Raw genomic sequence first — 15,439 nt, 5'->3', positions numbered from 1 at the left:
CGAGAGATCATGAAATTAAACATCAATAAAAATATACTATTATTAGCAATTACCAGTGGAACTCTTTTGACCAGCTCCTGCGAAAAATTTGTGGAATTGGGCGCTCCACCGACACAAGTTGTAGCTGGCGAAGCATTCTCCACAGATGCTTCTGCAAATAGTGTCATACGCGGATTGTATACCACAACATTAAGCATCAATCTCGCCGGGACTTCAACCTTTTATACAGGAATCGCTGCAGACGACCTTCAATACAATGCGGCTGATGCAAATACCTCGGAATTCGCCAGCAATAACCTGCTGAACACAAATGGGAATGTCGCTAATTTCTGGTCAAATTGCTACCAACTTATCAAGAATGCAAACAATGCGATATCGGGTCTCGACGCATCCACCAGCCTTACCCCAAGTGTAAAAGATCAGCTCCTGGGCGAAGCGAAATTTTTTAGGGCTTATACCTATTTCTATCTCGTCAACCTCTATGGTGATGTGCCATTGCAATTACGTGATGACCTCCACGCTTTTGAAGATGCAATTCTTCCGCGAACTTCTGCACAGCAAGTATATGATCAGATTATTGCTGATCTAAAAGATGCGGAAAGTAAGATGGCGACGGCCTATGATGCAACGGCAAGCCCGAGAGGAAGAGCTAACAAAACTGCTGCAAGCGCATTATTAGCAAGAGTTTATCTCTACCAAAAGGATTATCAAAATGCCGAATCTTATGCGACCAAAGTATTACAGTCATCTGATTATGGCATGCCGACACCAGATAAAAATTTTGTAAACTCAAGTAATGAGGTTATTCTTCAACTTGGCAATCAAACGGGAGTAACGACATTTGGCTCCAATTATATTACCGCGGCTACAGCTACACCCGGCTACACTCTACCGGACGCTGTGTATAATAGCTTTGAGACATCTCCGACGGTTGACTTAAGAAAAACAAATTGGACAAGTTCAAAAACGGTCTCCAACAAAATCTATTATGCCATAACCAAATATAAAATATCCTCGGGAACAGGTTCCGAATACCATATTATGCTTCGCTTAGCCGAGCAGTATCTTATTCGCGCGGAAGCGAGGGCTAAACTGGGAAAACTTGCCGAAGCCCGAACAGATGTGGATGCTGTCCGTTCTCGCGCTGGACTTGCAGGACTTCATTCAAGCTTAAACCAAACACAATTACTATCTGCAATTGAAACGGAACGCCTGCACGAATTTTTCGGTGAGTTCGGCCATCGTTGGCTCGACCTCAAGCGGACCGATCGTGCTACCGCTGTATTGTCTCCAATCAAATCAAACTGGCAGGCCACGGATGTCTTGTATCCTATTCCACAAGCCCAGATTTTGATCAACAATAAACTGACACAGAATCCAGGATACGAAGATTAATGAATTTAAAAAATCATACAGATAAAAAATGAAAACAAAAATCTTAACGGCTGCGTTGGTGTTTTCGCTAACAGCATCTTTTGCACAACAACCAGCAAAAAACAAATACCAACAGTATCTCCCCATTATAGAAAAAGGTACGTTGGTACAAAAGGATTCGCTTGCTAATGTATTGATGAGCGAATTAAAGACGTATAAATCGGAAGAAGACTACCGTACTACAATCAATATTTTGCGTTCTTTAGGGAAGGAAGATCTGCAGGCATCTGCAGAAGTACTGGCTAAGAAAAAATATCCAAAAGGATCACTAACCCGTGATGCCTTTATCACAGATGTTTTTTACAATGCAAGTACGCCAGTACAAAAAGAAAAAGCGTATAACGACCTTATCAAAAAATGGCCAGTTAAAAACTTCAAGGAAGAACCACTGACTTATGATTATGTATTGGCTAATTTAGCACAAAGTTTCGCCAACGATGGGAATGCACAAAAAGCAATATACTATCTAGGAGAAATGAAAGAACGATTCTGGCGCGGAAATGGATATATCCCTGTTGGTCAAATCCTCCTGAGAACAGGTGATACGACTACTGCAGCACCACTCTTAAAAACAGCTATGGATGATAGTTATTACTATTTAACCCTTCCAGAGGATCAAAAAGACAATAAGGCTCGGTTTGCGGCCATGGGATATGCAAGCTCCATGTCAGCTTATGTCAATATACTCGTTTCACAGAAAAAATTTACTGAAGCGCTAGGTTATATAGAAAATGCATTAAATGCAGCACCAGAGCAAGCGGATGGTCTAGCGATGGTATACTACAAATCTTTAATGGGCACAGGAAGAAAGCTTGAGGCATATAATATTCTCACCAAGTTATATGCTAAAGGACAATTTGCGGTCGAAAATGATCTTAAAAAATTATATACTGAATTGAACGGATCTGTTCAAGGCTACGAGAATTTTAATGCATCCTTAAAAATAGAGTTAACGCAAAACATTCGCAACCATATCAAAGAAATGGCAACTTTTAAACCTGCACCTAATTTTGAATTACTCAATCTTAAAGGCGAAAAAGTATCCCTAGCCAGTTTAAAGGGAAAAGTTGTGGTATTGGATTTTTGGGCAACTTGGTGTCAGCCATGTATCCGTTCATTCCCAGGAATGAAGGCAGCACAGGACTCTTATGCAGATGATAAGGATGTACAATTCTTATTCATGAATACCTGGGAGCGTGATAAGAACTATAAGGAAAATGTGATATCCTTTATCACCAAGAATAATTATCCTTTTGAAGTGCTCTATGACGATCAAAAAGATCCACAAACCGGAGAAGTTATGGCCGCGAAATTCGGAGTCAAAGGAATTCCAGCAAAATTTATTATTGATAAGGAAGGAAATATACGTTATTTTCTTACGGGATCTACCCCAAATGTAGATTACATTAAATTAGAAATGAAAGAGCTCATCGAAGCCGCTAAAAAACCTTACAAAGGGTAAAAAAAGGGGGCGTCCAAAAAGATCGGACAGCCCCCTTTTTTTTAATATCCAGCCAACTATAATCCAACCAACTCCCGAGCGTAAAAGAAGAGTAAATAGTTCTGAAAAAGTAAAACAAAATTTTCGATAATAAGGAAAACAGTAATCTCAACGGGTTCAAATGGTCTTTTCTAAATTGGCCAAAACTACACTATTTTTATTTTTTTTGTAGACTTTAAGACTTTCTTAATATTGTGGATCGGATGAATCCGCCGAAATGAGCCATACAGCACATAAATTTGAGCTATCAGCAAAAATAGATCTGCCTCAGCAGTCTTATCTTTGTTGTTATACAATATGCAGATGGCAACAAGAAACAACAGCAATAAGTGGCTTCGGTTTTTGAAAAGAACAATCTTAGGACTGACTGTTCTCATCGCTCTTATCGGACTATATATGATGCATCCACAATTCGGCAAAAGACCCTCGGGTGAAAGACTTCAACGCATACAACTATCGAAACAGTTTAAAGACGGAAAATTCCAGAATAGCAGCCCTACACCACAGCTCACGCAGCCCTGGACCGTAGCCCTATACGATTATTTTTTTAAGCGCTCGAACGAAACAAGTCCCAAATACACTATACCAACAGTGGATATCGACTGGGAAAAGTTGTTAAGTCAGCCTCATGGGCTTGTTTGGTTTGGTCACTCCTCTTATTTCCTTCGTCTCGATGGTAAGAACATACTCGTCGATCCTGTCCTTAGTGGCAGTGCTTCCCCTATTCCAGGAAGTGTAAAAGCGTTTAAAGGAGCCGATGTCTCTACCGTATCTGCTCTACCGCCGATTGACTATCTATTTATATCACATGACCATTATGATCACATGGATTATAAGACGTTAAAGGCACTACAACCCCGGGTTGGAAAAGTCATTGTTGGCCTTGGTGTTGGCTCCCATCTTGAATATTGGGGATATCGTCCTGAGCAGATCATCGAAAAAGATTGGTGGGACGAAATCAACTTGGATGATGGTTTCAGTGTAACAGTTGCGCCCGCCAGACATTTTTCAGGCCGCAGAATATTTACTGCCAACACATTATGGGCATCCTATGCGCTCCAGACACCTTCCATGCGGCTCTATTTAGGCGGGGACAGCGGCTACGATAACCACTTCAAAGAGATAGGTAATCAATTGGGCCCTTTTGACCTGGCTATATTGGAGAATGGCCAATACGACCTCAGTTGGAAACACATACACATGATGCCGGAGGAGGTTGTCCAAGCGGCACATGATCTCAAAGCTTCCTTACTGTTTCCGGTTCATTCGTCCAAGTTTGTATTGGCCAATCATGCCTGGAATGAACCTCTAGAACGTATTTCCAAGGAAGCAATACGACAACAACAGCCTATGCTTACCCCCATGATCGGCCAGGTCATCGACCTCGATCAGCCCCCTTTAACACCTAGCTACTGGTGGCGGAAATAATGTTAAGCAACGGAATTGATAGTCGCTGGTGTTATGCCAAACTTCTCCTTGAAAGAAGCATAAAAATGAGAAAGGTTTTCAAAACCCAGATCAAGATAAAAATCTGCAGGTTTTTGTCGCTTATTTTCAATTAGATAATAAGCCTCAGAAAGACGTCTTTCTTGCAGCCATTTTCGAGGAGAGGTCTGGAATATTTTCTCAAAATCACGTTTAAAGCTTGCTAAACTCCGCCCAGTTAGTTTGGCAAAGTTTTCTAAAGGCACATTGTACCGATAGTTTTTAACCATAAACTGCTCGAGATCAATTTTATGCGGCTCCGAAAAGTCAAAAAGCAGGTCTTTTAACTGTGGATAGCTTTCCAACAACAAGGTGATCAATTCATAGATCTTGATATTTTCCATCTGCGGGCTCACTCGGTCGATGGCTTCCGCATAGGGCGTCAATGACTCAAAATAACTTTTTATAAACAGGTTACTTTCCAGTACAACATTGGACTCACCCTGATACTTTTTGTCCGAACTGAGGTGATGGTCCATCGCGTATTGCTTCAGCCGATCAGCCCCCAGCAATACTGAAACAGATTTGTAAATATTATTTTTCGCGGGATATTTAAAAGCTTTGGCCAGTTGGTTTCTACGGGCAACCACAATCTGCCCTTCTGTCGCCACCAATTTTCCTTTCTGATGGTCCAGATGTGTTTCACCAGATAACTGAAAAAAAACGACATGTTCGGGAATGAACTGTTCGTGCCCAAATGCTTTCTCGACATAACAGGAATACAAAAAGGCATTCCCAAAATCTTTCTCTTCCATGCTCAATACGATTTATTTTAAACGGCTCTGCGATTATGGGTACCGATAGCTAAAATCAGTCCCAGCCTAAAGGTAGCAAATATCTCATACCTTTTGCAAAGTCTAGTTGTCCGAAAGCTCAAAATATAGTTGGTACACAGCTCAAATCAAGCTACCGAAAAACTCAACGCATAAATACATTCACTTTTTGGAAAGTCTTCTTCTTTTTTCTAAATCGAATAGCCCATGTCATCACCTATGTGTTTCAACATGGAGCCATTCGAACTGCTTGTTATTTCTTTGCAGCAAGCCGCTTACGTATAATACTGACAAATTCGGGTGAAACCCCCAGGTAGGATGCAATATAGTATTGCGGTACCCTTTGGGAAATAGTCGGGTATAGTTCAATAAATTCGAGATAGCGATCGGCGGCTGGTTTGGCCATTGTATGGATCAGCCTATTTTGCAGAACAGCGAGCCGACGTTGCACCAACATACGAAAAACCCGCTCAAACTTTGGAACAGTCTCTAATAATCTCTCCTTGGTCTCTGGTGTTAACATCAAAAACTCACTGTCTTCTAATGTTTCCATGTATAAACTAGATGGTGTATGATAATGAAATGAAGCAATATCACTAATCCACCAATCTTCGACAGCAAAAGCCAGCGTTACTTCAAAACCATTTTCATCCAGATAATAAATCCGGACACACCCTTTTTGAAGATATCCTTCAAACTGACAAATTTCCCCTTCCTCCAATAGCATCGTTTTCTTGGGAACCTTCTTTGTTGTCAGTAAACCAGTGAACTGTTCGGTTTCTTCGGCTGTCAAAGTAATGCACTTGGACACATTTTTAAGAATATTTTCGTACAACATAGTATTTCTTTAAATAGATCGGGTCGTTAAACACCTTCATTTTCGTGTAAAATATAACCCGCTCCATAGATACTTTCGATATGAAGTTTGCGATCCATCTGCAGCAATTTACGAAGTCGGGAGATAAAAACCTCCAGGCTTTTACCGTTAAAAAAATCCGTATTACCCCAAAACTGCAGCAGGAGATCTTTTTTATTGACCAATAGATTTTTATGAAGGACCAGATGTCGCAGCAACTCAGCTTCACGGACTGTGAGCTTTTGTATGCTTCCCATCCCATCACGCAAACTATAGCGTTCCATATTGAGCAACAGACAACCGATAGCGAGTTCGATTTCCGGATTCGTCGGCATTTCGGGCGCATTTGCCACGGTCAATAAATTGCGAATCTTGAGCAATATTTCGTCCATGTCAAAAGGTTTCGCAATGTAATCAACAGCTCCCAGACTAAGTCCTCTGAGTCGCGATGTGCGTTCATGAAGTGCTGTCAAAAAGAAAATAGGTTGCCCAGGATTCAACTGTATCATTTGTTGCGCAAGGTCAAAACCATTGCCATCGGGCAACTGCACATCAATAATTAGTAATTTGACGACACAGGACTGAAAAGCCGCCCAACCTCCTTGCGCCGTACTTTCCCAGCGTACGCTAAAGCCTTTGTATCGCAAATAACGTGAGAAAACTTCGCCCAAATCAGGTTCGTCTTCAATCAAAAGGATGTCAATCTTATCTTTTGCCATTGAATGCCACATTACTCATGTAAATATAAAAAATTGTACCGGAATCAGACTTACCGCCTGCTACATGGATCGTCCAACCCAGCCTGTCCAAATAAGATTTGACATAGTAAAGCCCCAGTCCTAGTCCAGGTTTATTACCCGATAGTTTCCCTCTATAAAATGCTGTAAATATCGCTTCCTGATCTGCAGCGGCGATCCCAATCCCATTATCCACTATTTTGAGGTTATAATGATGACCTTGCTGCTCCCAGCTAAACTGAATCGTCTTCTTACTATTATCGTTAAATTTTATCGCATTGGATACCAGGTTATCTAAGATTGAAAAATAATAATCTTCATCAAGATTCATCTCCACATCGGCAGCTAAAGGTTCATATTGAATTTCAATTTCACCTCGGTAGCGCAAATGAAGTTCTTTCAGTATTTGCTGTGTCAGCCGATCAATAGAAACGGATACAATTTTAGCCTCTTGTTCCTGTAATGCCACAGATCCCATGACCTGTTCAAAATAAGCTTTGAGTCGTTTGGCTTGCCTTTCCACGATGCGCCCAAGTTGTGCCACCTCCTTATCGTCTTTTCCTGTTTCACGATCGATCAAACTATGTGCACTGATCAAAATTGTCGTCAGCGGTGTATTAAATTCATGGCGCATATGATTTAGAAAACTCGTTTTCAGGTCCGCCAATTTACGTTGGTTGATCCAATTACGATAGGTTCGATAACTCAATAATACGATCACAACAATACAAGCTAAGGAGAGTAAAAACACGGGCATCATCCGTTGGACAAGACGCCAGTCCCTATTTTCATAATCAACATACAGGCTATAGGTAAAACGATAAGGAATAGGATTCTTGTCACTAACAGACAGTTGGAATACCCTATTATTATTTGTTCCGCGCTTGAGTTTGCCACTAATTAGACCAGCACGATCATCGGCTGCTAACGCATAGAAAGTCGTCCAGGCACGGTCTCTTGCATTATATATTTCCAATTTATCAAAATGGAATAGGTAAACAAGTGTCGTATCGAGCCCTTGCTGATGTACGATCCGACGAAAAATGCTGTCTAACGACTGCTGCCTCCGCATCTGATCGAGAAAGCCATTCATACAATGGTTACCGTACTGGTCTGCGTCTGCGGACTTATTTATTTTTTTTTCATACCATTTCGGCAAACAGGGTACCAATGTTGTCTGGAATATGGCATCTCCCCCCGGGAATATCTTATCATCCATAATAACAGCTCCATAAGCATTCTGGATCCGGTTGAGCTGTCCAATCTGATAATTCTTGTCTTCAAGCTTATACGTATTGAAGATCAGAAAACCGATCAACACCGTCAAGATCAAGAAGCTTGTTCCAAATGCCCAAGGATATATATTTTTACCGGTACTCTTCATGGTTTAAAAATAACATCAATTTGTCGAATCAAGATATCTATTAGGCTTTTATTAGGCTTTCGTTAGGTTTCCATTAGGCTTAAATAACACAACCTTGACCTATCTTTACAACATAACAACTTAGCAAATTATGTCCAAAATTTCACAGCCCCTACTTTACTGCCTATCTTTTCTTTTACTGGGCAACACGTTATTGGCACAATCCGGTTTTTCAAAGAAGGTCCTTGAGCAGAGTCAGCTCGACTTTGTCAATCTTGGATTCGGTATGTTCATCCATTATGGCATGCCAACTTTTATGGAACAAGACTGGTCCGATCCCAATGCCGCACTTGAACTGTTCAAATCTCCGAAGCTCAACGCAGATCAATGGGCTAAAGCTGCCAAATCGGCCAATATGAGCTATGGTTGCCTAACCACCAAGCACCATAGTGGCTTCCCGATCTGGAATACCAAAACAACAGATTATAATGTAATGAACACGCCTTTACATCGTGATGTTGTTAAAGAATTTACGGATGCTTTCCGCAAAAATGGTTTGCGTGTTATGCTTTATTATTCCATTTTGGATATGCATCAGGGCATACGTCCACATACCATTACCAAAGCGCATATCCAATTGATCAAAGATCAGCTGACGGAATTGTTGACCCAATACGGAGAAATCGACGCCTTGGTCATTGATGGATGGGACGCCCCTTGGTCGCGTATTTCGTACGATGATGTTCCTTTCGATGACATCTATTATCTTGTCAAATCACTCCAACCGAAATGTTTGTTGATGGATCTCAATTCGGCAAAATACCCCGGTGATGCGTTGTTTTACACCGATATCAAATCGTACGAACAAGGCGCGGGTCAATTTATCTCCAAGGAGCATAACAAATTGCCGGCAATGGCCTGTCTTCCCTTACAGCAAAATTGGTTCTGGAAAACATCGTTTCCGAACACCCCAGTTAAAAATGTCAATGAATTGGTCGAGAAATTTGTAATTCCGTACAACAACGCGTATTGCAACTTTATGCTCAATGTAGCACCAAATAGTGATGGTCTGATGGATCAAAATGCGCTTGATGCACTGAAGACAATCGGTACATTATACAAAAATAAACCCAGCTACAACTCATTACCAAGTTACCAGGCACCAATAGTCGACCACAATATGGCCAAACAAGTACCTTCATACAGTAGCTGGAGCGAAGATATGAACATTATGGATTTTGCCAACGACGATAACTTTGGTAGTGCCTGGGTCTCCAATCCGGCAGTCAAAGGTGAAGTATGGTATGAATTGGATTTTGAACGTAGTAAAGCTTTCAATAGTGTTGTTATTACCGAAGGAAAAGACAATCCTTCACAGTATAACTTATCCTATCTGAAAGATGGAAAATGGCATCCTATCGCGGTTACAGCGGTACAACAGGGCCGCATCAAGATCTTCCACTTTGATGAAGTACTGGGACAAAAATTACGCTTCAGCATTAAACCAGAAAAAGGCCATGCGGTCGTAAACGAAATCGGCGTTTACCAAGAAAGACGCTAACAAGCCAAAAAACTTTCATCAAACTGAACAATACACCCTTAGTAGTAAAAAGAGGCTCCTTGCAATGCAAGGAGCCTTCTTTTATTGGGACTAATAAGTTAAATTCCTATTTACTCCAACCTGGGTTTTGTGTCAGATTTCCGTTCAGCACAATCGCTGCAGACGGAATTGGGTAAAGGTATTGCTTGTTGTTGTCATCCCAAGTGCGCTTCACAGCTTTAAACCATTCCAGGTGATTGTCCGAAGTCATTGTCTGGAAATTGGTACTTTTACCCCCTATAGCCACCTTGGCTACTCCTGCAGGAACAGTTATCGAAGGAGCTGATTTACTTCCATCATAGAACACAACATCTGGAGTTCCATTGTGGTCGATATCAATCAGCTTATCTAAAGCAGGGATATAAATTCCCGTCCAAGGCAAATTTGCCATAAGCGGTCCAAGTTTCCATCGCTTCAAATCATTGAAACGGAAACCCTCCAGGGCTAATTCCACCTGTCTTTCACGACGTATTTCTAAAAGCACGGGGCTATTGACTTCCGGGAAGAATGTATTTTTCAAGTAGGTATCCACTTTGGTTGGCAGTGTATTCGTTCCACTTGTTATTCCAGCCCTTGAACGTAATGCTCCAATAGTTTTCGACCAATCCGCATCATTGAAAGTACCTAGTTCCTGTTTCGCTTCAGCATAGTTTAATAATATTTCAGCGTAACGCATTAAAGGAACTGCATTGGTATTGTAACCGCCATTGTCGTAATAGGGATCGTCTAAAGTATACTTGATCGGTTGATACCCCGTATAAGTAAAACTTGCAAAATTTGGGGGAGCAGGCTGTCCATTACGGGAATATCCTGGCGTCCGGATCAACTGCGCCAAGCGCAAGTCGCGATTTTGACACTCCTCATAGAATTCCTCAGTCTGAAAGTTCGGTCTATCCGTATAAGGAGTACCGTCAACATTCAAAAAACTATTGATAAAAGGCCTTACCAAACTTAAACGTGGACCGTAGGTTGCAGATGTCCACCACCAGTTGGCGTCGTTCAAAAGCGCAAGATCTTTACTGAAAGTTACGGCCAACATAACCTCTTTTGTCACTGGAGTATTACTGGTAAACAACTGTCGCTGTGATGTTTTAGGATCTGCGGAGATATTAAGCCCATAAGGACCATTTTCCATTAAAATCTTGCCAGCGTCTACCGCCATCTGGAAAAATACTTCCGGCTGTGTAGCCAAATTGAGCTTTTGGTATTTACGAAATGTTCCTTCGAACAGCGCGATTCGGGTCTTCAAACCCAGTGCTGTCCATTTATTAACCGTACTACCGTCGCCCGCCGTATTTGTGATATTGGCGTAGGCAAAGTCCAGATCTTCCATGATGTGTTTCATGACCACTTCGCGCGAATCCCGTGGTGCTTTAAGAATATCCGTCTCATCAACCGCCAAAGGGTGATCTACCCAAGGCACATCGCCAAAACGAACTACTTTCTCATAATAGAACCAAGCTCTGAAAAAGCGGGCTAAGCCGATATAATTATTTTTGATGGCATCGCTCAATTTGGGACTATTACATTTAGCTATCAATTGGTTGATATTACGCAGGGTAGTCCAGGACCACCCCGAACTGATCTCAGCACTGTAAGCGCCGCCGACCATAAAATCATTGAGGTTATTTACGGCCGAATAGTCAGCCATAGCGTCACCTTTATAAGCGTCACTACCAGAGGTAATATTCCGATAGAATGAGTTGCTGTAATTTTTTAATCCACTTTCGCTCCCGAAAATATCCTCCTCGGTGGCACCTGCCTTCGGCAGCTCGTTTAGTTCACAGGAGGAGAACAAAAGCGCAACAATAGGTATATAAAATAATTTTTTCATGATAATAAAAAACTATAAGCCAATAGATAAATTAAAACTAACACTCTTCATAATCGGATAGTTAAATCCGTCGCCAGAACCCGTTCCGATCTCCGGATCAGATTTGCCCAGATTACCGACATCGAGATCCTTCGTTTTTTTGTAAAGAGGCGACCAGGTCCATAAGTTTTCGCCCGAAAGTCCAGCCCGAAGACTACTGATTTTTAACCTGTTGGTTACAGATTTAGGAAAACTATATCCGATCTGTATATTTTTCATCCGTATATAGGCAACGTTCTGAAGATATCTTGTCTGTGGCGTTGTTTTGATAGATTCATTGTACCCAGCATAACGAGGAAAATAACCGTTTGGATTGTCTTCAGTCCAATAATTGTTGAGGTGCCATTCCGGCAAGTTGTTGTAAGGTCGATTGTATTGCCCCCAAAAAATAGATTCATTGCTCGGGTACCAATTCTGCTTACCCACACCCTGGAAGAAAGACGAGAAATAAATACCTTGCCAATCCAGATTAAGGTTAAAACTATAGATATATCGTGGATCGGCATTACCGATTACAGTTCTGTCACCATGGCTATAAATCGTATTATTTCCATAATCAATTACACCATCACCATTTAGATCCGCAAAACGTACGTCACCTGGATATATTGTACCATTGTTTGACGATTTGATCAATTTTTGTTTTGCAGCACCATCAATTTCCGCCTGATTCTGAAATAAACCCTGCGTTACATAGCCCCATATTTCACCGATTCGCTGACCTTCATAATAGGATCCATCTTTGATTAAACCCTCTTTATTTTCGTAACGGTCTATATTGGATCTATAATCAGCCAAAGTACCCCTTACGGACCAATTGAAAGGACTACCGTTCAGATCGAATCTATCCTTATAAGTCAAGCTCACTTCAAAACCTTTTGTGGTCATGTCAGCATAGTTTCCTTTCGGCGACTCCGCACCAAAGATGTCAGGCAAAGCTACACCTAAGGTATACATATTTAAGGTCTTGCGTTGATAGATATCGCCTGTAAAAGTCAGTTTTCCATTTAAAGACGATAGATCAAGACCTAAGTTTGCCGTGCGTGCCGTTTCCCAGGTTAAGTTATCCGGGATCACCTTAGGCACCGAGGTATATGCCGGCTTCTGTCCGTTCAATACCCGATCCATAATCTTGATTTCGTAAATATCCAAATAGGAATACGGATCGACATTACCATTACCCAATGACCCATAGGACGCTCTTAGCTTCAGATCGGAAAGGGCTCTTTTGTCCACCTGGAAGAATGGCTCTTCAGAAATACGCCAGCCCACGGATGCAGAAGGGAATAGTCCCCATCGTTGGTTTGTCGGAAATTTGGACGAACCATCGTAGCGGCCATTGAATTCAAAAAGGTAACGGTCCTTGAAAATATAATTGGCACGCATAAATACCCCGACATTACGGTACTTGTTATATCCCGCTGTCGCTGTGGTATTCTGCCCTACTGCCAGGTTGATATTTTCAACATCATCATTGAGTAGACCTGTTTTGGTAATATAGGTTGAATTATACGTACGCTGTTCATAATTGTATCCGAGCAAACCTTTAAAATAATGATCGCCTATTGTGCGTTCATATTCACTGTATAGATTTCCAAACAAGTAACGATAGCGTTGGTCTACCTGATAAATATTGTCGTTCATACTTGTTTCCAACCGCAACATTTTTCCCTCCTGTGTGCTATACGGAACAGGCACACGGACTCTTACCGAATTAAAATCGCGATTTCTAAAAGTCAGATCCCCTTTAATGCGGAACGTATTGTTGAAAAACTTAGTCTCGAAAGAAGTTGTATTGCGGAGATCCTGATTAGCCGTATTCGTACCATTTTTACCATAGATAAAATCCCCTACTGTATAGGCTGCAGAGAAGCTCATAGATCCATCAGGGTTAAAGATCGGCGAAGAAGGGTGTCCCTCATCGGCAATATTGCGCCAGATATTTCCACCTTCGCCAGCAGTCGATGGGTCTCTGTATTTGGCATAATTAAAATCGATATTATTGCTTATCCGCAACCATTCTGTCACCTGAAGGCCGGCTTTTGCACGCGTATTATAGGTTTTATATTTATCGCTATTATAGCGGTACATACCATTATAATCGTAAGCACGTCCGGAAATATAGTAATTCATTTTTTCTGAATTACCACTGATGGACAGGTTGTGATCCTGGACAAACGTATTATCCTTGATCAGCATGCCATAATAATCTTCATTACCGTAGTATACATAATTACCCTTATCGTCTACTGTAACCTGTTCAGTAATGCCCTGTTCTTTTCTTCTCTTAAATTCTTCCAGCCAATCTGTTGTAAAGATCTGTGTCTTGTTGAGCTTGCTCGGAATCGATGAATAATTGTTCCAGGCATTATAGGCTGTAAAGAAATGCGAAGCATATTCGTAACCATCTGTCACAAATTTGGGCAAGGTTACAGGTTTTTGGAAGGAGCCACTTCCAGAATAATTGATCGAAGTTTTTCCGGACTTGGCACGTTTCGTTGTAACCAAAACTACCCCGAAGGTACCGCGGGAGCCGTAAATCGCAGATGAAGCCGCATCTTTGAGTGTAGTTACACTTTCAATATCATTGGGATTGATCGCCGAAAGGTCACCCTCGACACCATCAATAAGCACAAGTGCACTTCCACCCTGACCAATGGAAGTTGTCCCACGGATATTGAAACTTGGTGCACGATTGGGCTTACCATCTGCTGGGGTTACATTCAAGTTGGGAATTACACCTTGGAGCATCTGGCTTGCATTACCCAGTACGCGTCCCTCAAAAGCTTCCGATCCCACTTGGTCTACTGCACCGGTAAGATTCACTTTTTTCTGCGTACCATAACCGACCACCACAACTTCCTCCAGTTCGGTATCTTTAGATTCCATGATGATATCGATCTGCCCTGCCGTCACGCTGACGATCTTTTCACTATAGCCTATCCCTGTCAATTTGAGTCTTTGCCCTATAGTGGCTTCAATCGTGAACTGCCCCGCTACATTCGTTGAGGTTGTTTTTTGGCTGGTTAAATTGGTAATGGTAATTCCGGACAAGGTTGTTCCGTTTTTGTCTTTCACCACCCCTTTCACGGTAGATTGAACTGCAATACTGTGCACCTCTTGATTCAATTTGACATAATCGCGCTCTACATTAGCCCAAGTGGGGTATGAGAGACCCAATGCCATACTGATTAGTAATGTTTTTTGCATTTTTAGTCTGGTTTAGAATTTTGCTTCAAAGTTGATGCTTTGACTTGGTTTATAATTTACCGTAATGTTAACAAATATTTAATTAATATCAACAACATTACTACCTAAACAGGTTTAGCACACCATTAAATAATCAAAACTTATCTTTTAGATAACATAAATCATAAAAACAAGTATTGACACACCTAAAAGTTAATCTATTCAATTCAAAAACCTAAAGTCTCATTTTCAGCATCCAGAAATACGTTAATGGACCGCGAAGGGATTCCGCAAGATCCATTGTTTAGTACATTTTTTCTTTCCCGTTTTTCTTGAACTAGTTCAATGAACAGCTAGACACTGGAAAGATGGAAATACTTCAAAAACTTTTTACACCGATTTGGGCAATACGGACAATAACATTGCCATACTGGATTTTTTGCTGGCTGTCTGGCAGGAGCCTATTTAGGTAAAGAACTTGGGTTAAGCTCAATTGCATTTGCCGGAATAGCAATGCTCATCTGTTACTTTCCTTCCAGCCGAAGTGACCAATAGAAATAGGCCCAAGATAGCATAACAAAAAGATGCCGCCTCGAGTATTTTTTCAAGGCAGCATCTTTTTGTTATC

The 15,439-nt window shown here is 41.3% G+C and carries 10 protein-coding genes; 4 read left to right on the top strand and 6 right to left on the bottom strand.

Annotated elements, in window-relative coordinates; translation table 11 throughout:
- Window positions 1–9 precede the first annotated feature (9 nt).
- From CBM24_RS06680 to CBM24_RS06670, 3 genes are all read left to right on the top strand, one after another.
- Window positions 10–1,395, top strand: coding sequence for a RagB/SusD family nutrient uptake outer membrane protein (locus CBM24_RS06680; RefSeq protein ID WP_088160615.1), 1,386 nt, complete (start codon window positions 10–12; stop codon window positions 1,393–1,395).
- Between the two features lie 28 nt (window positions 1,396–1,423).
- Window positions 1,424–2,896, top strand: a complete 1,473-nt coding sequence (locus tag CBM24_RS06675; RefSeq protein ID WP_088160614.1) for a TlpA disulfide reductase family protein — start codon at window positions 1,424–1,426, stop codon at window positions 2,894–2,896.
- Between the two features lie 342 nt (window positions 2,897–3,238).
- Entirely contained in the window at window positions 3,239–4,363 is a 1,125-nt protein-coding gene (locus tag CBM24_RS06670) for an MBL fold metallo-hydrolase (protein ID WP_088163475.1), read from the top strand.
- 2 nt (window positions 4,364–4,365) lie between these two features.
- Here CBM24_RS06670 and CBM24_RS06665 read toward each other — a convergent pair whose 3' ends face one another.
- The 4 genes from CBM24_RS06665 to CBM24_RS06650 form a co-directional block, all read right to left on the bottom strand.
- Window positions 4,366–5,175: a helix-turn-helix domain-containing protein gene (locus tag CBM24_RS06665; RefSeq protein WP_070567440.1), complete on the bottom strand. Its 810-nt coding sequence runs from the start codon at window positions 5,173–5,175 to the stop codon at window positions 4,366–4,368.
- 271 nt (window positions 5,176–5,446) lie between these two features.
- Window positions 5,447–6,031 (bottom strand): Crp/Fnr family transcriptional regulator, encoded by a 585-nt coding sequence (locus CBM24_RS06660; RefSeq protein ID WP_232475704.1) that lies wholly within the window; start codon window positions 6,029–6,031, stop codon window positions 5,447–5,449.
- A gap of 26 nt (window positions 6,032–6,057) precedes the next feature.
- Entirely contained in the window at window positions 6,058–6,768 is a 711-nt protein-coding gene (locus tag CBM24_RS06655) for a response regulator transcription factor (protein ID WP_198386051.1), read from the bottom strand.
- The gene (locus tag CBM24_RS06650; RefSeq protein WP_088160612.1) at window positions 6,755–8,170 is read right to left on the bottom strand and encodes a sensor histidine kinase; all 1,416 of its coding nucleotides are present in this window, start codon (window positions 8,168–8,170) and stop codon (window positions 6,755–6,757) included. The genes CBM24_RS06655 and CBM24_RS06650 overlap by 14 nt, the downstream gene beginning before the upstream one ends.
- 130 nt (window positions 8,171–8,300) lie before the next feature.
- Between CBM24_RS06650 and CBM24_RS06645 the strand changes: the two genes are divergently transcribed.
- A complete protein-coding gene (locus CBM24_RS06645; RefSeq protein ID WP_088160611.1) occupies window positions 8,301–9,710 on the top strand; it encodes an alpha-L-fucosidase in 1,410 nt (469 codons plus the stop codon).
- A gap of 106 nt (window positions 9,711–9,816) precedes the next feature.
- Here the strand turns inward: CBM24_RS06645 and CBM24_RS06640 are convergent, their stop codons facing one another.
- On the bottom strand, window positions 9,817–11,583 hold the full coding sequence (locus CBM24_RS06640) for a RagB/SusD family nutrient uptake outer membrane protein (protein ID WP_088160610.1): 1,767 nt from the start codon (window positions 11,581–11,583) through the stop codon (window positions 9,817–9,819).
- 12 nt (window positions 11,584–11,595) lie between these two features.
- Entirely contained in the window at window positions 11,596–14,832 is a 3,237-nt protein-coding gene (locus tag CBM24_RS06635; RefSeq protein WP_088160609.1) for a SusC/RagA family TonB-linked outer membrane protein, read from the bottom strand.
- Window positions 14,833–15,439: the final 607 nt, after the last annotated feature.

The organism is Sphingobacterium sp. G1-14 (genome assembly GCF_002196555.1).
Classification (GTDB): domain Bacteria; phylum Bacteroidota; class Bacteroidia; order Sphingobacteriales; family Sphingobacteriaceae; genus Sphingobacterium; species Sphingobacterium siyangense.
Note: the sequence above shows the minus strand (reverse complement) of the source record. Positions and strands in the feature narration are given on the sequence as shown.